At 73.9% G+C, this 22,815-nt stretch carries 18 protein-coding genes; 16 read left to right on the forward strand and 2 right to left on the reverse strand.

Annotated elements, in window-relative coordinates; translation table 11 throughout:
• Window positions 1-88: 88 nt before the first annotated feature.
• The 16 genes from ACYU7L_RS06345 to ACYU7L_RS06420 all read left to right on the forward strand — a co-directional run bounded on the left by ACYU7L_RS06345 (window position 89) and on the right by ACYU7L_RS06420 (window position 20,605).
• Window positions 89-541 carry an SRPBCC family protein gene (locus ACYU7L_RS06345; protein ID WP_460794488.1) on the forward strand — a complete coding sequence of 151 codons (453 nt, stop codon included), beginning with the start codon at window positions 89-91 and terminating at the stop codon, window positions 539-541.
• Entirely contained in the window at window positions 541-2,100 is a 1,560-nt protein-coding gene (locus ACYU7L_RS06350; RefSeq protein ID WP_460794489.1) for a phytoene desaturase family protein, read from the forward strand. Before ACYU7L_RS06345 ends, ACYU7L_RS06350 begins: the two co-directional genes overlap by 1 nt.
• A gap of 187 nt (window positions 2,101-2,287) precedes the next feature.
• Window positions 2,288-3,475, forward strand: a complete 1,188-nt coding sequence (locus tag ACYU7L_RS06355; RefSeq protein ID WP_460794490.1) for a zinc-dependent alcohol dehydrogenase — start codon at window positions 2,288-2,290, stop codon at window positions 3,473-3,475.
• Window positions 3,476-3,668: 193 nt separating this feature from the next.
• The gene (locus ACYU7L_RS06360; protein ID WP_460794491.1) at window positions 3,669-4,811 is read left to right on the forward strand and encodes a glycosyltransferase; all 1,143 of its coding nucleotides are present in this window, start codon (window positions 3,669-3,671) and stop codon (window positions 4,809-4,811) included.
• On the forward strand, window positions 4,808-5,881 hold the full coding sequence (locus tag ACYU7L_RS06365) for a glycosyltransferase (RefSeq protein ID WP_460794492.1): 1,074 nt from the start codon (window positions 4,808-4,810) through the stop codon (window positions 5,879-5,881). Before ACYU7L_RS06360 ends, ACYU7L_RS06365 begins: the two co-directional genes overlap by 4 nt.
• Window positions 5,878-6,936: a glycosyltransferase gene (locus ACYU7L_RS06370; RefSeq protein ID WP_460794493.1), complete on the forward strand. Its 1,059-nt coding sequence runs from the start codon at window positions 5,878-5,880 to the stop codon at window positions 6,934-6,936. Before ACYU7L_RS06365 ends, ACYU7L_RS06370 begins: the two co-directional genes overlap by 4 nt.
• A 10-nt stretch (window positions 6,937-6,946) precedes the next feature.
• Window positions 6,947-7,831, forward strand: coding sequence for a glycosyltransferase family 2 protein (locus tag ACYU7L_RS06375; protein ID WP_460794494.1), 885 nt, complete (start codon window positions 6,947-6,949; stop codon window positions 7,829-7,831).
• Window positions 7,828-8,373 carry a hypothetical protein gene (locus ACYU7L_RS06380; protein WP_460794495.1) on the forward strand — a complete coding sequence of 182 codons (546 nt, stop codon included), beginning with the start codon at window positions 7,828-7,830 and terminating at the stop codon, window positions 8,371-8,373. Before ACYU7L_RS06375 ends, ACYU7L_RS06380 begins: the two co-directional genes overlap by 4 nt.
• Window positions 8,374-8,437: 64 nt before the next feature.
• Complete coding sequence (recC, locus tag ACYU7L_RS06385) at window positions 8,438-11,830, forward strand: exodeoxyribonuclease V subunit gamma (RefSeq protein WP_460794496.1); 3,393 nt, start codon at window positions 8,438-8,440, stop codon at window positions 11,828-11,830.
• Between the two features lie 36 nt (window positions 11,831-11,866).
• Window positions 11,867-12,202 (forward strand): hypothetical protein, encoded by a 336-nt coding sequence (locus ACYU7L_RS06390; RefSeq protein WP_460794497.1) that lies wholly within the window; start codon window positions 11,867-11,869, stop codon window positions 12,200-12,202.
• Window positions 12,177-15,638 (forward strand): UvrD-helicase domain-containing protein, encoded by a 3,462-nt coding sequence (locus tag ACYU7L_RS06395; RefSeq protein WP_460794498.1) that lies wholly within the window; start codon window positions 12,177-12,179, stop codon window positions 15,636-15,638. Before ACYU7L_RS06390 ends, ACYU7L_RS06395 begins: the two co-directional genes overlap by 26 nt.
• Window positions 15,635-17,506 carry an exodeoxyribonuclease V subunit alpha gene (gene recD, locus ACYU7L_RS06400; protein WP_460794499.1) on the forward strand — a complete coding sequence of 624 codons (1,872 nt, stop codon included), beginning with the start codon at window positions 15,635-15,637 and terminating at the stop codon, window positions 17,504-17,506. The genes ACYU7L_RS06395 and recD overlap by 4 nt, the downstream gene beginning before the upstream one ends.
• A 68-nt stretch (window positions 17,507-17,574) precedes the next feature.
• Window positions 17,575-18,225 (forward strand): ACT domain-containing protein, encoded by a 651-nt coding sequence (locus tag ACYU7L_RS06405; protein WP_460794501.1) that lies wholly within the window; start codon window positions 17,575-17,577, stop codon window positions 18,223-18,225.
• A 17-nt stretch (window positions 18,226-18,242) separates the two neighbouring features.
• The gene (locus ACYU7L_RS06410) at window positions 18,243-18,890 is read left to right on the forward strand and encodes a response regulator (RefSeq protein WP_460794502.1); all 648 of its coding nucleotides are present in this window, start codon (window positions 18,243-18,245) and stop codon (window positions 18,888-18,890) included.
• 184 nt (window positions 18,891-19,074) lie between these two features.
• Window positions 19,075-19,692, forward strand: a complete 618-nt coding sequence (locus ACYU7L_RS06415; protein WP_460794503.1) for a hypothetical protein — start codon at window positions 19,075-19,077, stop codon at window positions 19,690-19,692.
• Between the two features lie 7 nt (window positions 19,693-19,699).
• A complete protein-coding gene (locus tag ACYU7L_RS06420) occupies window positions 19,700-20,605 on the forward strand; it encodes a universal stress protein (protein WP_460794504.1) in 906 nt (301 codons plus the stop codon).
• Window positions 20,606-20,666: 61 nt separating this feature from the next.
• On the opposite strand, the gene ACYU7L_RS06425 is transcribed toward ACYU7L_RS06420, so the two are convergent.
• Together ACYU7L_RS06425 and ACYU7L_RS06430 are read right to left on the reverse strand one after the other, a co-directional pair.
• On the reverse strand, window positions 20,667-22,262 hold the full coding sequence (locus tag ACYU7L_RS06425; RefSeq protein WP_460794505.1) for a GAF domain-containing sensor histidine kinase: 1,596 nt from the start codon (window positions 22,260-22,262) through the stop codon (window positions 20,667-20,669).
• 50 nt (window positions 22,263-22,312) lie between these two features.
• Complete coding sequence (locus tag ACYU7L_RS06430; protein WP_460794506.1) at window positions 22,313-22,753, reverse strand: pyridoxamine 5'-phosphate oxidase family protein; 441 nt, start codon at window positions 22,751-22,753, stop codon at window positions 22,313-22,315.
• Window positions 22,754-22,815 lie beyond the last annotated feature (62 nt).

Consider the following 22,815-nt stretch of genomic DNA (forward strand, 5'->3'; position numbering starts at 1 on the left):
GCCCTCGGGCGGAAGCGGGCTGGACCAGTGCTCGGTTCGGCGGGCGGTGGGCCGGTTGAGGGCGAGCGGTGCGGGGTACTCCTGTGCCATGAGTACGACGCGACGAGTCATGCGCTGCACGCCGGACAACGTCTGGTCGGTCCTGGTGGACGGCTGGATCTACGGGCAGTGGGTGGTGGGCGCCTGCCGCATCCGCGACGTCGACCACGAGTGGCCCGCCAAGGGCAGCCGGATCCACCACTCCGTCGGCCTGTGGCCACTGCTGCTCGACGACTACACCGAGGTGCTCGAGGTCCATCCGGGCCGGCGCCTGGACCTGCGCGCCCGCGCCTGGCCGGCGGGGGTGGCGATCGTGAGCCTGCGCATCGAGGAGCACCCGGACGGCTGCCAGGTCACCATGGAGGAGCGCGCGACCGAGGGCCTGGGCGCCGTCACTCCGGGACCGCTACAGGACGTGATGCTGCACCCGCGCAACCGGGAGGCGCTGCAGCGCCTCGCCTACCTGGCCGAGGGGCGCGAGGCGGGAAACAAGCCGAGCTGATGCGCACCTACGACGCGGTCGTGGTGGGGGCGGGACCCAACGGGCTCTCCGCCGCCAACCTGCTGGTGGACGCCGGATGGGACGTGCTCCTGCTGGAGGCCGCGCCGGGCGTCGGCGGGGCCGTGCACAGCAGCCGCGACGTCGAGCCGCGCTTCGTCACCGACACCGCCAGCGCGTTCTATCCGCTGGGCGTCGTCAGCCCGGTGATCTCGGCCCTCGGGCTGGAGGAGCACGGGCTGCGCTGGCGCCACGCGCCCGCCCCACTGGGTCACGCCTTCAGCGACGGTGACTGGGCGCTCCTCCACCGCTCGGTGGAGGACACCGCGGCCGGACTCGACGCGGACCACCCGGGCGACGGGCAGGCCTGGCTGGACATGTACGCCACCTTCGCGCGGATCGCCGACGACGTCGTCGGCACCCTGCTCGGCCCGTTCCCGCCCGTGCGGGGCGCGCTGCCGCTCGCCGCCAAGCTGCCCCGCGTCGGCGGGCTCGACCTGGTCCGCACGCTGCTCAGCCCGGCCACCGACCTGGTGCGGGAGAGCTTCGGGGGCCGTGGCGCGCGGATGCTGCTCGCGGGCAACGCGCTGCACGCCGACATTCCGCTGGTGGCGCCGGGCTCCGGCGGCTTCGGGTGGCTGATGTCGATGCTCGCCCAGCACGTCGGCTTCCCCGTCCCCGAGGGCGGTGCCGGCGAGCTGACCGCCGCGATGGCCCGCCGCTTCGAGGCCAAGGGCGGCGAGATCCGGTGCGACAGCCGCGTCGAGCGGGTGCTCGTCGAGGGCGGGCGCGCGACCGGGGTGCGCGTCGCCGGCGGGGAGCAGTACGCCGCCGCCCGGGCCGTGCTGGCCGACGTCTCCGCCACGTCGCTGTACGGCGCGCTGGTGCCGTGGGCCGACCTCCCCGACAAGCTGCGCCGGCGGATGGGGAAGTTCACCTGGGACCCCGGGACCGTCAAGATCGACTGGGCGCTCGACCGACCGGTGCCCTGGGCCGTCGCTCCCGCCGTGGCACCCGGGACCGTCCACATCGGCGACTCCCTGGAGGAGATGGCCCGCTACGAGAGCGGGCTGCGCACCGGCGCGCAGGCGGGCCAGCTCTCGGACCGACCGTTCCTGCTCACCGGACAGATGACCACCAGCGACGCGACCCGCTCCCCGGCCGGCACCGAGTCGTTCTGGGCCTACACGCACGTCCCGCACGGCGCCGACGACCAGGTGGTGCGTCAGACGGTCGACGCGATGGAGGCCCGCCTCGAGGAGTTGGCCCCCGGCTTCGCCGACGCGGCGATCGCCCGCCGGGTGCTCGGACCGCGCGAGCTCGAGGCCCACGACGCCAACCTCGTCGGAGGGTCGGTCAACGGCGGCACCGCGCAGCTCCAGCAGCAGCTGGTGTTCCGCCCCGTCCCCGGCACCGGGCGCCCCACCACCCCCATCGGTGGCCTCTACCTCGCCTCCGCCTCCGCCCACCCCGGCGGCGGCGTCCACGGGGCCTGCGGCGCCAACGCCGCCCGCGCGGCGCTCGGTCCGGCTGCGCTCCGCGCCGTACGACGTCTGCGGTAGCGCGCCCCCATGTAACGCGGGGTTATCGCGTCTACCGCAGCGAAATAGCGCTGTGGCAGGCGGCATAACCCCGCGTTACATGTCGGGGTCGTGGTGGGGCACTGTGCGCGCCGAACGCCGCATGGGGCCCGCCCCGGCCGGGTACCGCTCGGGCCTACCCCACCCGCGACACCCGAGGAGATCCGTAGTGAAGGCAGTGACCTGGCAGGGCATCCACGACATGCAGGTGACCGAGGTGCCGGACCCCCGCATCGAGGAGCCCACCGACGCGATCATCAAGGTGACCTCGACCGGGCTGTGCGGCTCCGACCTGCACCTCTACGAGACGCTGGCGCCGTTCATGGAGGCCGGCGACGTCGTCGGCCACGAGCCGATGGGCATCGTGCAGGAGGTCGGCAGCTCGATCACCAACCTGCGCGTGGGCGACCGGGTCGTGATCCCGTTCAACGTCTGCTGCGGCAGCTGCTGGATGTGCGAGCGCGGCCTGATGAGCCAGTGCGAGACCACCCAGAACCACGAGCACGGCACCGGCGCGAGCTTCTACGGCTACAGCAAGCTCTACGGGCAGGTGCCCGGCGGGCAGGCGGAGTACCTCCGCGTCCCGTTCGCCGACTTCGCCGCGATGAAGGTGCCCGAGGGCCCCTCCGACGACCGCTTCCTCTTCCTCTCCGACGTGCTGCCGACCGCCTGGCAGGGCCTGAAGTACGCCGACGTGCCCGATGGCGGCACGCTGCTGGTGATGGGCGCCGGACCGATCGGCGACATGGCGGCCCGGATGGGCGCGAAGGCCGGCCACCGGGTGATCTCGGTCGACCGGATCCCCGAGCGGCTGGCCCGCCTGGAGCGCTTCGGCGTCGAGACGCTCGACTTCGACGAGGCGGTCAAGGTCGGCGGCGTCGGCTCGGTCGTGCGCGAGCTGACCGGTGGACGCGGCCCCGACGCCGTCATCGACGCCGTCGGCATGGAGGCGCACGGCTCGCCGGTCGCGTCGGCGGTGCAGAAGATGGCCGGGATGCTGCCGGACATGATCTCCGAGCCGCTGATGAAGAAGGCCGGCCTCGACCGGATGACCGCGCTGCACACCGCCTTCGACGCCGTACGGCGCGGGGGGACGGTGTCGATCTCTGGCGTCTACGGCGGCGCGATGGACCCGATCCCGATGATGCAGCTCTTCGACAAGCAGGTGCAGATCCGGATGGGTCAGGCCAACGTGCGCGCCTGGACCGACGAGCTGATGCCGATGCTCACCGACGACGACCCGCTCGGCGTCGACGCGTTCGCCACCCACCACCTCCCGCTGGACGAGGCCCCGTCGGCCTACGAGCACTTCCAGAAGAAGGAGGAGGGCATGGTGAAGGTCGTCTTCCGTCCCTGACAAGGGGTGAGCGGAAAGAACTTCGATCTGGACCGCATGTGAGCCCGCGACCCGGGTACCTAGGCGGCCAGATACCAACCGCCCCCGGCCTCCCTTACGCAGCGGAGATGCCGGGGGCGGTTTCTCGTGTCGCCGCCGCGCGCAGGCGGTGGATCGCGGCGTAGGAACGGGCCCGGATGGGTACCTCCGCCCGGTGAGAACCACTTCCACCCCGAGCCGCGCCTCCGGTGCCGCCGACCGGTCTGCGCGATCCGCACGCCCGGCCGTCGTCGCCTCCGTCCCGCACGCGCACGTCTACGTCCGCCACCTCTCGCCCGAGGGCGGTGGCGGTCCCCTTCGCCTGGCCGACCCCGATCCCGACGATCCCGGTCGGTTCGCGCAGTCGAAGTGGTGGCCCCCGGTGATGCTGCGCCCGGAGTGGGCGCGCACCGCCGACTTCGACGTCTTCCACCTCCAGTTCGGCTTCGACGCGTGCTCGCCGGAGCAGCTGTCCGAGCTCGTGCAGGTGCTGCGCGAGCGGGGGAAGCCGCTGGTGCAGACGGTCCACGACCTGCGCAACCCCCACCACGACGATCCTGCCGTCCACGACGCCCAGCTCGACGTGCTGATCCCCTCCGCGGACGCGCTGCTGACGCTCACCCCCGGGGCCGCCGCGGAGATCCGGCGTCGCTGGAGTCGCGAGGCGCTGGTGGTGCCCCACCCCCACGTCGTGGACCTGCCCACGATGGAGGGCCTCGCGCGGCAGCGCGCCGCCGCCGCCGCCGCCGCCGCCGAGCAGCCCTTCCGCGTGGGTCTGCACGTGAAGAGCCTGCGCGCGAGCATGTCCCCGCTGCGGATCCTCCCCGCCCTGGTCGAGACCGTGCGCGGGCTGCCGGGGGCGGTCCTGCAGGTCAACGGCCACCGCGACGTGCTGGACGACGACGGCGCCCGCCGCGACGACGAGCTCGCGACGTACCTGCGCTGCGCCGCGGCGGCCGGCGACCTCGAGCTCCACGTCCATGACTTCCTCCCCGACGACGAGCTGTGGCGCTACCTCGCCTCGCTCGACGTGTCGGTGCTGCCCTACCGGTTCGGCACGCACTCCGGCTGGCTGGAGGCCTGCCGCGACCTCGGGACGACGGTGGTGGCGCCGACCTGTGGCTTCTACGCCGAGCAGGGCCCGGTGCTGTCCTACGTCCACGAGGGCGAGCAGTACGACGCGGAGTCGCTGCGCGCGGCCGTCGAGCGCGCCTACCGCGAGCGTCCGTCGTACGGCGTGAGCGTGGCCGAGCGGCGTGCCCAGCGGGCGGAGGTGGCCCGGGTCCACGACGAGCTCTACACGGAGCTCGTGTCGTGAGGCCCCTGCGGATCTGCCTGATCGCCTCGAGCCGGTTCCCGATCCGGGAGCCGTTCGCCGGCGGCCTCGAGGCCCACACCCACGCCCTGGCCAAGGAGCTGACCCGGCGGGGTCACCGGGTGACCCTGTTCGCGGCTCCGGGGTCCGACCCTGCCCTCGAGCTCGGCGAGCTGCCCGTGCGGACCTTCCAGTCCAGCGCCGCCGCGCGCTCCGACGTGGGCTCCCCGCCCGAGCAGTGGATGCAGGAGCACCATGCCTATCTCGGCCTGATGCTCGACCTGGCCCGCAACGCCCACGGCTTCGAGCTCGTGCACAACAACAGCCTGCACCACCTCCCCCTGGCCATGTCCGAGTCGCTGCCCGTGCCGGTCGTGACCACGCTGCACACCCCACCCGTCCCCTGGCTGGAGTCGGCGGCCGCCTTCGCCTCCCCGCGCTCGCACTTCGTCGCGGTCAGCGACTTCACCGCACGCGCCTGGGCGCACGCGGTCACGAGCACGCCGATCCTCAACGGGATCGACACCGGCGCGTGGCTGCTGGGACCCGGTGGAGAGGCTGCGATCTGGTCGGGCCGGCTGGTGCCGGAGAAGGCCCCCCACCACGCGATCGACGCCGCGCGTGCGGCGGGAGTCCCGCTGGTCCTGGCCGGGCCGCGGATGGACGAGAGCTACTTCGCCGACGAGATCGCGCCCCGCCTCGGCGACGACGTGATCTATGCCGGTCACCTGTCCCACCGCGAGCTCCGGGAGGCGGTGGGCCGGGCGCGGGTGGCGGTGGTGACCCCTTCCTGGGACGAGCCCTACGGTCTGGTGGCGGCCGAGGCGATGGCCTGCGGCACGCCGGTCGCGGCCTACGCGCGCGGCGCGCTCCCGGAGATCGTCGGCCCCGGAGCCGGTGCGCTGGCCGCCCCCGACGACGTCGCCGACCTGGGCCGGGCGATCCTGCGGGCCGCTGCCCGGGACCGCGCGGAGGTCCGTCGGCACGCGGTCGCGAGCTGCGGGCTGGGCCGGATGGTGGACGAGTACGAGGCTGTCTACGGTGCCGCGCTCGACGTGGGGCTCGCCGCGTGATCGGCTGGTACGTCCACCACCAGGGCCACGGTCACCTGCACCGGGCCCGGGCCGTGGCCGAGGTCCTCGCTGCACGCGGGGAGAGCGTCACCGGCCTCTCCTCGCTGGCCCGTCCCGCCGGCTGGGCGGGGGAGTGGGTGCAGCTGGCGCGCGACGATGTCGGGTCGCCCCGCGACGTGTCGGCCGGGGGACGGCTGCACTGGGTGCCGCTGGGCGACCCGGGCCTCCGTGAGCGCTCGGCCGCGGTGTCCGCGTGGATCGACCGCGCGGCACCCGAGGTGATGGTCGTGGACGTCTCCGTCGAGGTGGCGCTGCTGGCGCGTCTGCACGGGGTCCCGGTCGTGTCGGTGGTGCTGCCCGGCGATCGGCGCGACGCGGCCCACCGGCTGGGATACGACGTGTCGAGCGCGCTCGTGGCTCTCTGGCCCGCCGAGGCCGAGGGGATGGTCGTCGGGCCGGGCGATCTGACCGGTGTTCCGGGCGGTGTTCTGGGCGGTGTTCTGGGAGGGGCCATCCACCACGTGGGCGCCCTCGCCCGCTATCCCGTCGTGTCCGACTCGGAGACCGGACGCGCGCCTCGATCCGGGACCCGCAGGCAGGTGGTGGTGCTCCACGGCAGCGGCGGCGGCGGCCTCTCGCCGCAGACACTCGAGACCGCCCGCGCCCAGACCCCCGACTGGGACTGGACGGTCCTCGGCGGACCCGGCGGCTGGGTCGCCGACCCGTGGCCGGTGATCACGGCGGCGGACGTCGTGGTGACCCACGCCGGCCAGAACGCGCTGGCCGAGGTGGCCGCAGCACGGCGCCCGGCGGTCGTCGTACCCCAGGAGCGCCCGCACCGCGAGCAGCGCACCACCGCCGGGGCGCTCGCCGCCGGCGGGTGGCCGGTCGTGGTCGAGCCGGTCTTCCCCGTCGACGGCTGGGCCGCCCGGCTCGCGGCTGCGGCCGCCCTGGACGGGACCCGCTGGGAGCGCTGGTGCGACGGACGGGCGGCGGACCGCTTCGCGGACATCGTGGTGGAGCAGCTGACCGGTGCCGCCGTGGCGCCGCCGTGAGGGGGCCGCGATGAGCGCCGGCGGCGTCGCGGTGGTGACGATCGCGCACGGTCGTCACGAGCACCTGGAGCTGCAGCAACGGTCGCTGACCCGGTCCGGCCAGGTCCCCGACGTCTATGTCGTCGCGGCCATGGACGACCCCGACCTGCTCGGGTGGCGTCCCCCGGGCGCTCCGGCCCCGCGCCCCGTGGCCGTGCCCGGCGACCCGCTCGGCCTGCCCCTGGCCGCGGCCCGCAACGCCGCGGTCGACGCCGCGCTCGCCGCGGGGGCGGAGGTGGTCGTGCTCCTCGACGTCGACTGCGTGGCTGCGCCCGGCCTGGTCGCGGCGTACGCCGAGGCGGTGCGCTCCGAGCCCGACACGGTCTGGTCCGGGCCGGTGACCTACCTCCCGCCGCCGCCGGTCGGCGGCTACGACCTGGCCCGCCTCGCCGACCTCGACGCTCCGCATCCGGCGCGCCCCGACCCCGGACCCGGCGGGCGCGTGCGCGGCGCCGACCCGGACCTGTTCTGGTCCTTGTCCTTCGCCGTCCACCGCGACGCGTGGCACCGGGTGGGCGGCTTCTGCGAGGAGTACGTCGGCTACGGCGCCGAGGACACCGACTTCGGGCGGCTCGTCCGCACGGCCGGACTGGATCTCGGGTGGGTCGGCGACGCCCGGGCCTACCACCAGCACCACCCGACCCAGCACCCCCCGGTGCAGCACCTCGACGACATCCTCCGCAACGGCGCGCTGTTCCACCGTCGGTGGGGCAGCTGGCCGATGCGGGGCTGGCTCGAGGAGATGGCCGAGATGGGCCTGGTGGTTGCCGATGGTCGCGGGTGGGTACGACCAGAGCCTGCTCCCGGTGCGCCGGGGCAGGTCGACCCCGACGCTCGGACGAAGGAGAAGACATGACCCTGACCACTCGACATACCCGGACCCGCGCCGCGCTCACCGCCCTGGTCGCAGGCCCCGCCTCGCTGCTGGCGCTCACCGCCGGCGCCGCACCGGCCGGCGCCGCCACGACCTCGATCGAGGATCGTGAGGGCGACGCCGGCGCCGACATCACCAAGGTCCGGGTCGGTCACGCCGCGCGCCTCACCGTCCGGGTCGCGCACGCGCGTCCGCTCTCCTTCGACGACCGCTACACGTTCTGGATCCACACCGGCCGCAGCCGCGAGACCCCGACCTTCCGCGTCTCGGTGGTCCCCAACTCCGGCGTCATCCGGCTCGACCGCGTCTCGGGGTACGGCGGCCGCGGGGCGCAGGTGGCCTGCGCCCGCCTGAGCGCCGAGGCCGATGTCTACGACGACGGCGACGTCGTCGTGCGCGTGCCCCGGGCGTGCATCGGGGAGCCGCGCCGGGTGGCTGTGGTTGTCCGCTTCCTGCGTGAGGGCAAGGGTGCTGACTGGGCTCCGGGGTGGCGCATCCCCTCGCCGTGGGTCCGCCAGGGCTGACCGGCTCGACGGCTCCGGGCCGGGGCATCGGCCCGCTGTCGGCGGCCCGTGCCATGCTGCCGCCGTGACCTTGCGGATCCATCGCGCACCGCGCACCGACCAGCTCGCCGACTCGCTCGGCGACCTGCTCGCGCGACCGCTGCCGGATCCTTTCGCCGAGGAGGTCGTGGTCGTCCCCGCCCGCGGCGTGGAGCGCTGGCTCACCCAGCGGCTCTCCCACCGGCTGGGCGTCGGACCGCGCGGTGGCGACGGCGTCTGCGCGGGGGTCCGCTTCCTCACCCCCCACTCGCTGGTCTCCCTGCTGCTCGGCGTCGACCGCGACGACCCGTGGGAGCCCGAGCGGCTCGTCTGGCCGGTGCTCGAGGTGATCGACGCGAGCCTCGGCGAGGACTGGTGCACGACGCTGGCGGCGCACCTGGGCCACGGCGTCGACGGCGAGGAGGGGGCGCTGCGGCGCAACCGGCGCTGGTCGGTGGCGCGTCGCCTGGCCGGCCTCTTCGCGTCGTACGCCGTGCAGCGGCCGCCGCTCGTCGCCGACTGGCGCGCCGGGCGCGACACCGACGGGGCGGGTGTCGCGCTGGACCCCGACCTGGCCTGGCAGCCCGAGCTGTGGCGCCGGGTGCTCGACCGGGTCGACGCGCCCCCGCCCGACGTGCGCCACGCCGAGACGATCGAGCGGCTGCGCGCGGGCGGCGACGGGCTCGACCTGCCGCCCCGGCTCTCGCTCTTCGGTCACACCCGGCTGCCCGCCTCGGAGATCGAGCTGCTCGGTGCGCTCGGGGCCCTGCGCGACGTCCACCTCTGGCTCCCGCAGGCCTCGCCGACGCTGTGGGACGAGCTGGCGCCCACCCTGTCGGCCTCGCTCGGGCCGGTGCGGCGCAGCGACGACGACGCCGTCGACGCCGTCCGGCACCCGCTGCTGGCCTCGCTGGGCCGCGACGCCCGCGAGCTGCAGCGGGCACTGGTGGCGAGCGGGGGGACCGACGAGACCACGCCGGTGGAAGGGACCGACTCGCCCGGGACGCTGCTGGGCTGGCTGCAGGGCGACCTCCGCGTCAACCGCGCCCCCGACGCGGAGACCCGCGCCGGCCGGGTCGTGGCGGGCGACGACCGCTCGGTGCAGGTCCACGCCTGCCACGGGCCCGCCCGGCAGATCGACGTGCTGCGCGAGGTGCTGGTCGGGCTGCTCGCCGACGACCCCACGCTCGAGCCCCGCGACATCCTGGTGATGTGTCCTGACATCGAGACCTACGCGCCCCTGGTGCAGGCGGGCTTCGGGCTGGGAGACGTGGTCGCTGGCGCCGCCGGGCATCCCGCCCACCGGCTGCGGGTGCGGCTCGCCGACCGGGCGCTGACGAGCACCAACCCGCTGCTCTCCTTCGCCGGCCGGCTGGTGGAGCTCGCCGGCGGCCGGGTCACCGCGACGGAGGTGCTCGACCTCGCGGCCGCCGAGCCCGTGCGGCGCAGGTTCGGCTTCGACGACGACGAGCTGGCGCGACTGGGCCGCTGGGTCGAGCAGTCCGGTGTCCGGTGGGGTCTGGACGCGGAGCACCGCGGCAGCTACCAGCTGGCGCGCTTCGGGCAGAACACCTGGCGCGCCGGCCTCGACCGGGTGCTCCTCGGCGTCGCGATGGCCGCCGACGAGAACCACTGGCTCGCCACCGCCCTCCCCGTCGACGACGTGGCCAGCAACGACATCGACCTCGCCGGCCGGTTCGCGGAGCTGATCGACCGGCTCGACACCTCGCTGCGCCGGCTGCTGGCCTCCGGCCCCGTCGAGGAGTGGATGAGCGCGCTCACCGAGGCCGTCGCGGGCCTCACCGACGTGCCTCTCGACGACCGGTGGCAGGTCAGCCAGCTCGAGCGCGAGCTGGCCCGCACGGCGGATGCCGCACGACGACACGGGGCAGGGACAGGCGGGGCCTCGCTCGGGCTGGCCGATGTGCGCGCGCTCCTCGAGAGGCGGTTGGCCGGTCGCCCGACGCGAGCCAACTTCCGCACCGGCACCCTGACCGTCTGCACGATGGTCCCGATGCGCTCGGTGCCGCACCGCGTCGTCTGCCTGGTCGGGCTCGACGACGGCGTCTTCCCGCGCACCGGGGCCGTCGACGGGGACGACGCGCTCGCCCGCCGGCCGCTCACCGGGGAGCGCGACGCCCGCAGCGAGGACCGCCAGCTGCTCCTCGACGCGGTGATGGCGGCCACCGACAAGCTGGTGGTGACCTACACCGGCGCCAACGAGCACAGCGGTGCACGCCGCCCGCCCGCCGTGCCTCTCGGCGAGCTGGTCGACGCCGTCCACGCCACCGCCGTCTCCGCGGCTGACGCCCCCCTGGACGTGGTCGTGCGCCATCCGCTGCAGCCCTTCGACCGTCGCAACCTGGTGCCGGGGGAGCTCGGCAGCCCCCACCCGTTCAGCTTCGACCGGGCCGCCTGCGCCGGTGCCGAGGCCTCCCGACGACCCCGGATCGAGGTCGGGCCGCTGCTGCGCGAGCCGCTGCCCGTGCGCCCGCCCGCCGACGTGGCGCTGGCCGACCTGCAGCGCTTCCTGGCCCACCCCGTGCGGGCGTTCCTGCGCAGCCGGCTGGAGGTCACCGCCCCGCTGGAGGCCGACGAGGTGCACGACGCCATCCCGATCGCCCTCGACGGGCTCGAGAAGTGGGCGGTCGGGGATCGCCTGCTGGCCGACATCCTGGGGGGAATGGACCCCCGCTCCAGCATGCTGGCCGAGCAGCTGCGCGGGCTGTTGCCTCCCGGGCAACTCGGCGCCCGCACCTTGAGTGACGTCGGCACCGAGGTCCGCAAGCTCGTCGAGCAGACCGAGCAGCTGCGCGCCGGGACCCCGCGCACCCTCGACGTCGACGTCGACCTGGGCGAGGGGCGGCGGCTCACCGGCACCGTGGGCTCGGTGATCGGCAACCGGCGGGTGGTCGTGACCTACTCCTCCCTGCGCGCCAAGCAGCGCCTCGCCTCCTGGGTGGACCTGCTCGCCCTCAGCGCCGGTCACCCCGACGAGAGCTGGACCGGGCACGCCGTCGGTCGCGGCCGGGCCGGGCCGTCGCGAGCCCTGACCGGTCCTCTGGACCAGCGCGCGCTGATCTGGCTGCGCGAGCTCGTCGACGTCTATGACCGCGGGATGCGCGAGCCGCTGCCGCTGGCGCTGCGCACCGCCGCGTCGTACGCCGAGGGGGTGCGCCGCCAGCGGATGGGCGACGACGCCGACCCCGTGGCACTCGCCGCGCGGGAGTGGGACAGCAGCGACCGGAGCCCGGTCCCCGGCGAGCAGGACGACCCCCCTCACGTCCAGGTGTGGGGCGAGCGGGCACCCCTGAGCTGCCTGCTCGACCCGGCGCGCGCCGACGAGCGATGGAACGACGAGCCGAGCCGGCTGGGGCAGTACGCCTGGCGGATGTGGGGGCCGCTGATGGAGGGCGGGGAGCGGGTGGGTCCCCTATGACCGGGAGGACCGTGAGCGTCGTCCTAGGGTGTCGCCATGGACGCGGGGGAGATGCCGGGCGGATCCAGGGCGGGCGCGCTCTACGAGGTGAGCCTCGAGACCCACGAGAGGCGAGGACTGCGCCGGCTGCGCACGCTGGCCTGGGTGGCGGCCAGCACCCTGACGATGGGCTTCTTCGGCTTCCCCAGCGTCGGGGAGCTCGTCGTGCGACGTCGCTCGGACCGCGCGGAGGTGCTGCGCACCGACGCCGAGGCGGAGGAGAGCGCGGCTCAGCTCCTCGAGCACGTGCACGAGCAGCTGCGCAGGCTCTCTCCGGTCGAGTTCCGCGAGCGGTGGGGGATCGTCGATGAGCTCGCAGACCCCGCCGGCTGAGCCCACAGCCATCGAGCCGGGCACCTTCTCGATCCACGACCCGCTCCCCGCGGTCGGCACGACGCTCCTCGAGGCCAGCGCCGGCACCGGCAAGACCTGGACCATCGGCGCGCTGGTGGCCCGCTTCGTCGCCGAGGGCGAGGCCCGGCTCGAGGAGATGCTGGTCGTGACCTTCGGTCGCGCCGCCAGCCAGGAGCTGCGCGAGCGGGTCCGTGACCAGCTCGTCGAGCTCGAGCAGACGCTGGCTGCCCGGCTGCACCCCGAGCTCGGGCGACCTGGCCGGGCCGGTCGCCCGAGCGCCGTCGTCGACCTCCTGCTCGAGGCGGACGACGAGGAGCTGACCAAGCGGCTGCGCCGGGTGCGCGACGCGCTCGCCTCCTTCGACGGCGCCACGATCGCGACCACCCACCAGTTCTGCCAGCTGGTGCTGCGCAGCCTGGGCGTGGCCGGCGACACCGACGCCGGAGCCCGGCTCGTCGAGGATCTCGACGAGCTCCTGGTCGAGGTCGTCGACGACCTCTACCTGCGCGGCTTCGCCGACGATGCCTCGCCCGCCTTCAGCCGGGCCGAGGGGCTGGCGCTGGCCAGGGCCGCCGTCAACGACCCCCAGGCCCACCTCGCCCCCGCCGACGAGGCGCCCGACACCATCGCCGGTCGCCGCGTGGCGTTCGTCCGCGCGGTCCGCGCGGAGATGGAGCGCCGCAAGCGCCGGCTCGGGGTGCTGAGCTATGACGACCTGCTCTCCCAGCTCGCCGATGCGCTGCGCGACGAGGACGCCCCTGCGCGGGAGCGGATGCGACAGCGCTGGAAGGTGGTGCTGGTCGACGAGTTCCAGGACACCGACCCCGTCCAGTGGCAGGTCCTCGACCGGGCCTTCACCGGCCATGCCCAGATGGTGCTGATCGGCGACCCCAAGCAGGCGATCTACGCCTTCCGTGGCGGCGACGTCGTCACCTACCTCGCCGCCGCCGAGTCCGCCGCGACCCGCAAGACGCTGGCCACCAACTGGCGCTCCGACCAGCCGCTCGTCGACGCCCTCCAGGTCGTGCTGCGCGGCGCCGCCCTCGGCGACGAGGACATCGTGGTGCGCCCCGTCGACGCCGAGAACGACGGCTCCCGGCTCGCCGGCGCCCCGGTCAACGCACCCTTCCGCCTGCGCGTCGTACGGCGTGAGCAGCTCGGTCGCCGGGGCCGGGCGGCGCTGAGGATGCCCGACGTCCGTGAGCTGATCGGCCGCGACGTGGCGCACGACATCCTGCGGCTGCTCACCTCGGGGGCGGAGTTCGACGGGCGTCCGCTGCGCCCGCGCGACGTGGCCGTGCTCGCCCACACCGGGCGCAACCTCGCCGTGGTCCGCGAGGCCCTCGCCCAGGTCGGGGTGCCGGCCGTCGTCGCGGGCGGCGGAAGCGTCTTCGCCACGCCGGCGGCGACCGAGTGGCTGCGCCTGCTGGAGGCGATGGAGCAGCCGCACCGGGCCGTCCGGGTCCGCAGCGCCGCGCTCACGTCGTTCGTGGGGCACAGTGCCCTCGACCTCGACACGGAGGGCGACGCGCTCACCGATCGGGTGGCCGCGACCATGCGTGAGTGGGGCCTGCTGCTCGGGCTGCGCGGTGTCGCGGCGGTGCTGGAGACCGCGGTGGCGGAGGGGCTGACCGCGCGGGTGCTGAGCCGCGTCGACGGCGAGCGCCACCTCACCGACCTGCGCCACGTCGGGCAGGCGCTGCACGAGGCGGCGCTGGCGCAGCGGCTGGGACCGGTCGCCCTGCTGACCTGGCTGCGCGAGCAGATGGCCGAGGAGCGGGTGCTGGTCTCCTCCGAGCGGACCCGACGCCTCGACAGCGACGCCGAGGCGGTCCAGCTGGTGACGATCCACGGCAGCAAGGGCCTGCAGTACCCCGTCGTCTACCTCCCCTTCGTCGGCGACCGCTGGGTGAGCGAGCCCGCCGTTCCGCTCTTCCACGGGGGCGGTCGACGCACCATCGACGTGGGCGGACCCACCGGCCGCGGTTGGCACGACGCGCTGACCCGGCACCGGGCCGAGGACGCGGGGGAGTCGCTGCGGCTGCTCTACGTCGCGATGACCCGGGCGCAGTCCCAGGTGGTCGCCTGGTGGGCGCCCGCGACCAATGCCAAGGCGTCCGCGCTGCACCGGCTGCTGCTGGGTCGTGGCCCGGGGGTGGCCGAGGTGCCCGAGACCCAGGACCTGCCCGACGACGACACCGCCGCGACCTGGTTCGCGGCCTGGGAGCGCAACGGCGGGCCGGCCTTCGAGGCTGCCCTGCCCGCGGAGCTGCCGACCGCCGAGCTGGTGGGGGACACCAGCCCGCTCGCCGCTCGCAGCTTCGACCGCGAGGTCGACGTCCGCTGGCGGCGCACCTCCTACTCCTCGCTCTCGGCCGCGGCCGCCGCGGCCGGCGCCGGTCATGAGGATCCACCGGCCGGTGTCGGCAGCGAGCCGGAGGAGACGCCCAAGGAGGACGACGAGCCTGCGGCACCCGGCGACCGGGCCGCCGTGACGGTGCACCTGCTGCCCGACGAGTCCGAGGGCCCCGACGGGCACCGTGTGCTCTCCCCGATGGCGACGCTGCCGGTGGGGGCGACCTTCGGGTCGCTGGTCCACGCGGTCCTCGAGCACGCCGACCCCGACGCTCCCGACCTGCGCGCCGAGCTGTTCGCGCACGTCGAGGAGCAGCTGGTCCGCTGGCCGGTCGAGGTGGATCGTGAGGTGCTGGTCGACGCCCTCGTCGCCGTGTGCGAGAGCCCGCTCGGGCCGCTTGCCGGCGATGCGACGCTGCGCACCGTGCCGCTGCGCGACCGGCTGCGCGAGATGGACTTCGAGCTCCCGCTCGCCGGCGGCGACCTGTCCGACCCGCCCTCGCCGGCGACGAGGGTGCGGCTCGGCGACGTCGCCCCACTGCTGCGTCGCCACCTGGCGGTCGACGACCCGCTGCTGCCCTATGCCGACGCCCTGGACGACGAGGCCTTGGGCGATCAGGACCTGCGCGGCTACCTCACGGGGTCCGTCGACGTCGTGCTGCGTGTGCGGGAGGGAGAGCAGGCCCGCTTCGTGATCGTCGACTACAAGACCAACTGGCTCGGTCCGCCGATCGGGGACGCGACGGCACCGCCCCTGAGTGCGGCCGACTATGCCCCGGACCGGCTGGCGGCCGCGATGGGCCACTCCAACTACCCGCTCCAGGCGCTGCTCTACGCGGTCGTGCTGCACCGCTACCTGCGGTGGCGGCTCGCGTCGTACGACCCGGCGCAGCATCTCGGTGGCGTCCTCTACCTCTACCTGCGCGGGATGTGCGGACCTGACACCCCGCGGGTCGCCGGACACCCGTGCGGGGTCTTCTCGTGGCGCCCGCCGATCGCACTCGTCGAGGAGCTCTCCGACCTCCTCGACGGCCGGCTGCCCACAGGAGGCGCGTCATGACCGAGCTCTTCGAGCCTCTCGACGCTCACGACCGACGTCTCGCCCTGGGGACGCCCGAGGGTCTGCTGCACCGGTTCAACGACGCCGGGGTGCTCACGGCTGCCGACGTCCACGTCGCTCGTCGGCTCAGCCTGCTCGCCGGCGAGGGCGACGAGAGCGTCCAGCTCGCGCTGGCCCTCGCCACCCGGGCGGTGCGGCACGGCTCGGTCTGCGTCCGTCTGGATCTGGTGGCAGAGCTGGTCCCGGTGCTGCCGGACGGGCTCGCCTGGCCCGAGCCCGACGCGTGGGAGGCCGCGATCGAGCGCAGCCCCTTGGTGGAGGCGGGTGTGCTGCGCCAGGAGTTCGGCCTGCTCTACCTCGACCGCTACCACCGCCAGGAGACGACGCTCGCCGCCGACCTGTCCGCGCGGCTGCTGCAGCCCGCGCCCGAGGTCGACGAGCCGCTGCTGGCCGCAGGTCTGGCCCGGATCTTCCCGCACGAGTCCGACACCGAGCAGCGCGTCGCCTCGCAGCGGGCGGCCCGCCAGTGGACCACCGTGCTCACCGGGGGCCCGGGCACCGGCAAGACCACCACGGTCGCCCGGCTGCTCGCGCTGCTCGCCGAGCAGGCCGAGACAGGCGCCGGCCCCGGGCAGGGAGCCGGCAGCAGCCGCCGGATGCGGGTGGCGCTCACGGCGCCCACCGGCAAGGCCGCCGCCCGGCTGCAGGAGGCCGTCGCCCACGCGACGGCCGACCTGCCCGAGGCGGACCGCGCCCGGCTGCGCGCGAGCGCTGCCGCCGACGGCATGCTGCGAGCCACCACCATGCACCGGCTGCTCGGGACGCTGCCCGACAACGGCACCCGCTTCCGCCACCACCGCGGCAACCGACTGCCCCACGACGTCGTCGTCGTCGACGAGGCCTCGATGGTCTCGTTGACGCTGATGGCGCGCCTCGTCGAGGCCGTGCGCCCCGATGCCCGCCTCGTGGTGGTGGGCGACCCCGACCAGCTCGCCTCCGTCGAGGCCGGGGCGGTCCTCGCCGACCTGGTGGGGGGCCTGCGCCAGCGCGGCGAGGAGGGTCGCGGCCAGAGCAAGGATGAGGGCGAGGGCAGCGTGACCTCGCTGACGCGAGCCCACCGCTTCGGCAGCGAGATCGGCCGGCTCGCGGCGGCGCTGCGTGCCGGGGACGCCGACCTGGTGCTGGAGGTGCTGCGCGCGGGGGGACCGGGCGTCGAGTTCGTGGAGACCTCCGATCCCACCGAGGCGCTGCGCCGCGTGCTGCTGCCCCCCGCGCTGGCGCTGCGAGCCGCCGCCGAGACCGGCGACGCCGCGTCCGCGCTCGGAGCGCTGGCCGGGCACCGGTTCCTGTGCGCCCACCGGCACGGTCCCTACGGCGTGCAGACCTGGAACCGGCGCGTCGAGCAGTGGATCACCGAGGCGACCGGGGATCCGCTGCGCGCACCCATGTATGTCGGGCGGCCGCTCCTGGTGACAGCCAACGACCACGCCCTCGACGTCTACAACGGCGACACCGGCGTCGTGCTCCGCGGCGCGGACGGGGCCCCGCGGGTGCTCGTCTCAGCCGTGGGCGGCGCCCTCGACCTGGCGCCGACCCGGCTCGGGGACGTGGACACCATGCACGCGATGACCATCCACAAGAGCCAGGGCAGTCAGGCACGCGAGGTCACGGTGCTGCTGCCCGACCCGGAGTCGCGGCTGCTGACTCGCGAGCTGCTCTACACCGCGGTCACCCGGGCCCAGGACACGGTGCGCGTCGTGGGGACCGAGGCCGACGTGCGCGCCGCCGTCGCCCGACAGGTGCAGCGGGCCAGTGGTCTGGCCCAGCGGCTGGCCCGAAGGCGGGTTCAGGAACAAGCCCCGTCCTAGGCGTGGTCGAAACGCGCGAGAAACACGATCGGCGTTAGTCTCGGACCTCCACGACCAAGGAGCTCTTCATGCCCTTCCTGCTGCGGGTGGAGCTGCCCGACGTGCCCGGCTCGCTGGGACGCGTGGCATCGGCCATCGGTGAGGCCGGAGGCGACATCGACGCGATCGAGATCGTCGAGCACCGCCACGACGAGGGCACGGCCGTCGACGACGTGCTGCTCGAGATCGCGCACGGCACGATGCCCGACTCCATCGTCTCGGCCTGCAACGTCCTCGACGGCGTTCAGGTGCTGTGGATCAGTCGCTACGCCGCCGGTGGCAACCTCTTCCTCGACCTCGAGGCGGTCGAGGACCTCACGGCCAACCCGCCCGAGGCCCTCGACCGGGTCGTCGACCTGGTGCCGCTCACCTTCCGCTCCGACTGGTGCGCCCGGGTGCGTCGTACCACTGCTCAAGACGGCAGCGAGGTGGGCACGATCGTGCACGCGACCGGTGCGGCCCCCGAGGCCCTGGGCTGGGTCCCGGTCGAGCGTGCCGTGCGCCTCGAGCCGGTCGACGACATCACTGAGCTGGTGGCGGTGCCCGTGATCGACGGCGAGATCGTGGTGGTCGGGCGCCGAGGGGGGCCGGAGTTCCTCGATTCCGAGCTCGCCAGGCTCGGTCACCTGGTGGCGCTGGCGCTCTCGATCAGTCGTGCATCCGACACCGCGGGGACGTGAAGGGCACAATGTCCGATATGACCGAGCCGACCCCCAAGATCCGTGTGTTCCTCCTCGACGACCACGAGCTGGTGCGTCGGGGCCTGCGCGACCTGCTCGAGGACTCCGGCGACATCGAGGTGGTGGGTGAGTCCGGGCTCGCCGTCGAGGCGACCAGCCGGATCCCCGCCCTGCGCCCCGACGTCGCGATCCTCGACGGACGCCTGCCCGACGGCAGCGGGATCGACGTGTGCCGTGACATCCGCTCGGTGGACCCGTCGATCAAGGCCCTGATCCTCACGTCGTACGACGATGACGACGCGCTGTTCGCGGCCATCGTGGCCGGCGCCTCGGGCTACGTCCTCAAGCAGGTCGCCGGCAACGCCCTGGTCGACAGCATCCGCCGGGTCGCCGCCGGTCAGTCGCTGATCGACCCCAGCCTGATGGCGCGCGTCCTCGATCGGGTCCGCAACGGCGCCCCCGAGGCGAGCGAGCTGGCCGGGCTCACCGAGCGCGAGCGCGAGATCCTCGCCCTGATCGCCGAGGGGATGACCAACCGCCAGATCGGCGAGCGCCTCTTCCTGGCCGAGAAGACCGTGAAGAACTACGTCTCCAGCCTGCTCACCAAGCTGGGGCTGGAGCGACGCACCCAGGCGGCTGTGCTGGCCGCCAAGCTGCTGCGCTGACGTCTTAGGCCGCCCGGCAGGCCCCCGCTGAGCACGCCGTCTCAGCACGCGGGGCTGCCGGACGGTCGCCTGTCCCGTCCCGAGGGGGACCTAAGACCTGCGCGGACGCGACTCCCTCCCCTGCGACGTGACGGCCGTCTCGTTGATTCTTGTGAGCAAGAACTCAACGAGGAGGTTGATTCGGATGTCAGTCATCCAGCACAAGGAGACCGGCACGACCACCGAGGCCGTAGCCGCTCACCGCACTACCAGCCCTGATCTCGAGCCCGGCACGCCCATGGCTCGTCGCGTGCTCGCCACCGTGCGGATCATGTTCGGTCTGACCTTCCTGTGGGCCTTCTTCGACAAGCTGCTCGCGCTCGGCTTCCACACCGGCTACAGCACCGACCCGGCGACCGGTGTCGAGACCCTCGACCGGTTCGGTGACGCGGCCTGGATCAACGGCGCGAGCCCCACAGAGGGCTTCCTCAAGTTCGGCGCCGAGGGCCCGTTCAAGGAGTTCTACAACAGCATCGCCGGCGCCGCCTGGGCCGACTGGCTGTTCATGCTCGGTCTGGCCGGCATCGGCCTCGCGCTGACCCTCGGGATCGGGATGCGCTTCGCATGCGCGGCGGGTGCTCTCCTCTACGTGATGATGTGGACCGTCGCTCTGCCCCCGGAGAACCACCCATTCCTCGACGAGCACCTGCTCGGTGGGGCCACACTGGTGGCGTTGGCCCTCCTGCACGCGGACCGCACCTGGGGCCTGGGCCGCGTGTGGGCCAAGCTCCCGATCGTGAAGAACAGCCCCATCCTGAAGTGAGGCAACGATGAGCACGACACCGAACATCCACAAGGATCCGACGGAGCTTCCGGCGGTCGTGGTCGGGGTCGACGGCTCGATCCGCAACAAGGCGGCGGTGGCCTGGGCGAGAGCCGAGGCCGCCGCCACCGGCCGTCCGCTGGACCTGCTCGCCGTGCTCGACACGACGGGCTTCCCGGTCCCGTGGTACGGCGCGGTCCCCGACGACGAACCGGCCTGGCAGGCGCTCGACGAGATCGCTCACGAGGTGGCCCGCGACCTTCCGGGCACCACGGCGCGCCGGGACGTGGTCAACGGACCCGCCACCCACGTGCTGCTCGAGGGCGCAAAGGGCCAGGAGCTGCTCGTCGTGGGCAAGCGAGGCAAGGGCACCTTCGCCCGCGCCCTGGTCGGCTCCACCTCGATCGCGGTGGCCGGACGGGCGAGCATCCCCGTCGTGGTCGTCCCCGACGAGTGGGTCCCCGCCGAGCACGACGCAGGCTGCGTCGTGGTGGGCGTGGCCCCTGAGGACCTGCACCCCGACACGATCCATCGGGCCCTGCACGAGGCCCGCCGCCGTGGTGTCGAGCTGGTCGTGGCGCACGGCTGGGAGGTGCCGGCGGTGCTGGCCTGGGACGAGACCCTGGTGCGCGACACCTACCAGCGAGCGGAGAGCGACCACGCCGAGGCCCTCGAGGCCGTCGTCGCGCCCTACCGGTCCGCCGACGAGGACGTCGTGATCCGGGCGGTGAGCCGTCGCGGGCACCCCGCCAACGTGCTGCTCGACGTCGCCGACGAGTGCGGTGCGCAGCTGCTGGTGCTGGGTCGTCACGACCTGAGCCGACTCGGTGGGTTCCCGCTGGGCGCGGTGCCTCGGGCCGTGCTGCACTATGCGCACGTGCCCGTGATGGTGGTGCCGGGCGAGCAGCCCTGACCCGGCCGGGACCTCAGTAGGCCGGGACCTCAGTAGGCCGGGACCTCAGTAAGCCGGGACCTCAGTAAGCATGGAGGGGCACGCGCCAGGTGAGGACCGTGCCGTGCGGGCTGTGGTTGCCCAGCTCGAGCGACCCGCCCAGCGCCTGGGCGCGGTTGCGCGCGTTGCGCAGCCCGCTCTCGGCCCGCTCCACCGGCACGCCTACACCGTCGTCACAGACGATGAGGACCACTTCGCTGGGCGTGGCGTTGAGCTCGATCGTGGCCGTCGTCGCACCCGAGTGGCGCGCGATGTTGGACACGGCCTCGCGCAGCACCGCGAGGAGGTGGTCGCCCACCTGCTCCGGGACCGCCGAGTCGACCGGTCCGGCCGTGCGCATGGCGGGTCGGAAGCGCAGCACCGGCTCATACTCCTCCAGCAGCGCGAGGACCTCGCTGCGCAGGGTCTGACGGTTGCCGTGCTGCAGCTCGAAGATCGTCGTGCGGATGTCGCGGATGGTCGCGTCGAGGTCGGCCACCGCCCGCTCCAGACGGTCGCGCACCTGGGGCACGCTGGCCTTGGCGATCACGCCCTGCAGCTGCAGCCCGGTGGCGAAGAGCCGCTGGATCACGAGGTCGTGCAGGTCGCGGGCGATCCGATCGCGGTCGGAGACGATCGCGAGCTCCTCGCGCTGCGCCATCGCCTGGATCCGGTCCAGCGCCAGGGCCGCGTGAGCCGCGAAGGTGCCGAGCAGGTCGGTCTGCTTGGGGGCGAGGTCGTCGATGGGGCCCGGGAGGACCGCGACGAGGACGGCATCACCGGCGAGGTGACCGTGCAGGGGTACGACGAGGGCCCGGTCGCCGCCGTCGAGGGCGACCTCCTCGGGGCCGGATCGCTTCTCCACGCCCCTCAACCGCTCCGTGAGCGACGCCACGATCTCCGGGAGCCGGTCGATGTTGCGTCCGTCGGCCGCGACGATCTGCCAGTCCAGGGCGTCGTTGCGACGCACGATGCCGACGGCCCGGGCCCGGGCGACCGAGCGGGTCTGGACGGCGATCTGCTGCATCGCGGAATCGAGGTCGATCGGAGGCTGGAGAGCCTCGTCGAGACGCGCTGCCGCCTCCAGCCAGGTGCGCTGGAGCTCGCTCATGGCGTAGGCGCGAGCGTTCTCGATCACGAAGCCGGCCGCGCTCGCGAGCACCTGGATCAGCTGCTCGTCGACGTCGGTGAACTCGGCGCCGTCGGCCTTCTCGGTGAGGTAGAGGTTGCCGAAGACGACGCCGCGGATCCGCACCGGGACGCCGAGGAACGACTCCATCGGCGGATGGTTGGCCGGGAACCCGAACGAGTCGGGGTGCTTCTGCAGCGTCTGCAGCCGGATCGGCACCGGGTGGTGGATGAGCAGACCCAGGATGCCGCGCCCGTGGGGGAGGTCGCCGATCTGCGCGTGGGTGTCGTCGTCGACGCCGTGGGTGATGAAGTCCGACAGGTCGCCGTCGCCGCCGACCACGCCGAGCGCGCCGTACTGGGCGTTGGTCAGCGTGCAGGCCGACTGCACGATGCGGCGCAGCACGTTGTGCATGTCGAGATCGGTGCTGATGGCGATGACGGCATCGAGGAGCGCCTGCGCGCCGGGCGGCAGGTCGGCCTCGAGGCTGGCGTGGTCATCCGGCGTCATGGGGCCCATCCTGTCAGGAGATGGGCGCAGAGGGGACTTCGAGCGTCCAGCTACACCACGCGGCGCACGGGCATGCTCTGCACGGCCGACCAGCCGCCGCCGAGGCGACGTCCGGTGAGGGCGTCCCACTCGAGACGCACGTACATCGGACGGGAGCCGTCCGCCCACGGGCGCGGGTCCCAGGTGGTGGTGATGGCGGTCAGCTCCTCGGCCGACTCGACGAGGCGTCCGCGACCGCTCGCGACCACGCTCCAGCCGTGCTGGTGCTCGTAGTCGATCTGGTCGACCTCGAAGGCCAGCAGGTTGTTCCAGGCATAGGTCCCGACGACGCTGTACGGCGCGGTCCGGAACACGATGGAGTCGTCGATCACCGCATAGTTGACCGGCACGATGTGCGGGCCCGCAGGCGTGCTCATCGCCACCCGGCCCACCACGCCGCCGGTCAGCAGGTCGTGACATTCCTGGTAGGACAGCTCGGTCGTCTGCGTCATCTCGGGTTCGCCTCCTTCAGCCCCTTCATCGTCGTCTCGGGGCAGGCGAGCCCGGATGGGCC

This window comes from Nocardioides pacificus, from assembly GCF_054775955.1.

Excerpts from the sequence above, each read along its gene's own strand:
- ACYU7L_RS06345 (WP_460794488.1), top strand. The coding sequence starts at position 89 with ATGAGTACGACGCGACGAGTCATGCGCTGCACGCCGGACAACGTCTGG.
- ACYU7L_RS06350 (WP_460794489.1), top strand. The coding sequence starts at position 541 with ATGCGCACCTACGACGCGGTCGTGGTGGGGGCGGGACCCAACGGGCTC.
- ACYU7L_RS06375 (WP_460794494.1), top strand. The coding sequence starts at position 6,947 with ATGAGCGCCGGCGGCGTCGCGGTGGTGACGATCGCGCACGGTCGTCAC.
- ACYU7L_RS06380 (WP_460794495.1), top strand. The coding sequence starts at position 7,828 with ATGACCCTGACCACTCGACATACCCGGACCCGCGCCGCGCTCACCGCC.
- ACYU7L_RS06390 (WP_460794497.1), top strand. The coding sequence starts at position 11,867 with ATGGACGCGGGGGAGATGCCGGGCGGATCCAGGGCGGGCGCGCTCTAC.
- ACYU7L_RS06395 (WP_460794498.1), top strand. The coding sequence starts at position 12,177 with ATGAGCTCGCAGACCCCGCCGGCTGAGCCCACAGCCATCGAGCCGGGC.
- recD (WP_460794499.1), top strand. The coding sequence starts at position 15,635 with ATGACCGAGCTCTTCGAGCCTCTCGACGCTCACGACCGACGTCTCGCC.
- ACYU7L_RS06405 (WP_460794501.1), top strand. The coding sequence starts at position 17,575 with ATGCCCTTCCTGCTGCGGGTGGAGCTGCCCGACGTGCCCGGCTCGCTG.
- ACYU7L_RS06410 (WP_460794502.1), top strand. The coding sequence starts at position 18,243 with ATGACCGAGCCGACCCCCAAGATCCGTGTGTTCCTCCTCGACGACCAC.
- ACYU7L_RS06415 (WP_460794503.1), top strand. The coding sequence starts at position 19,075 with ATGTCAGTCATCCAGCACAAGGAGACCGGCACGACCACCGAGGCCGTA.
- ACYU7L_RS06420 (WP_460794504.1), top strand. The coding sequence starts at position 19,700 with ATGAGCACGACACCGAACATCCACAAGGATCCGACGGAGCTTCCGGCG.
- ACYU7L_RS06425 (WP_460794505.1), bottom strand. The coding sequence starts at position 22,262 with ATGACGCCGGATGACCACGCCAGCCTCGAGGCCGACCTGCCGCCCGGC.
- ACYU7L_RS06430 (WP_460794506.1), bottom strand. The coding sequence starts at position 22,753 with ATGACGCAGACGACCGAGCTGTCCTACCAGGAATGTCACGACCTGCTG.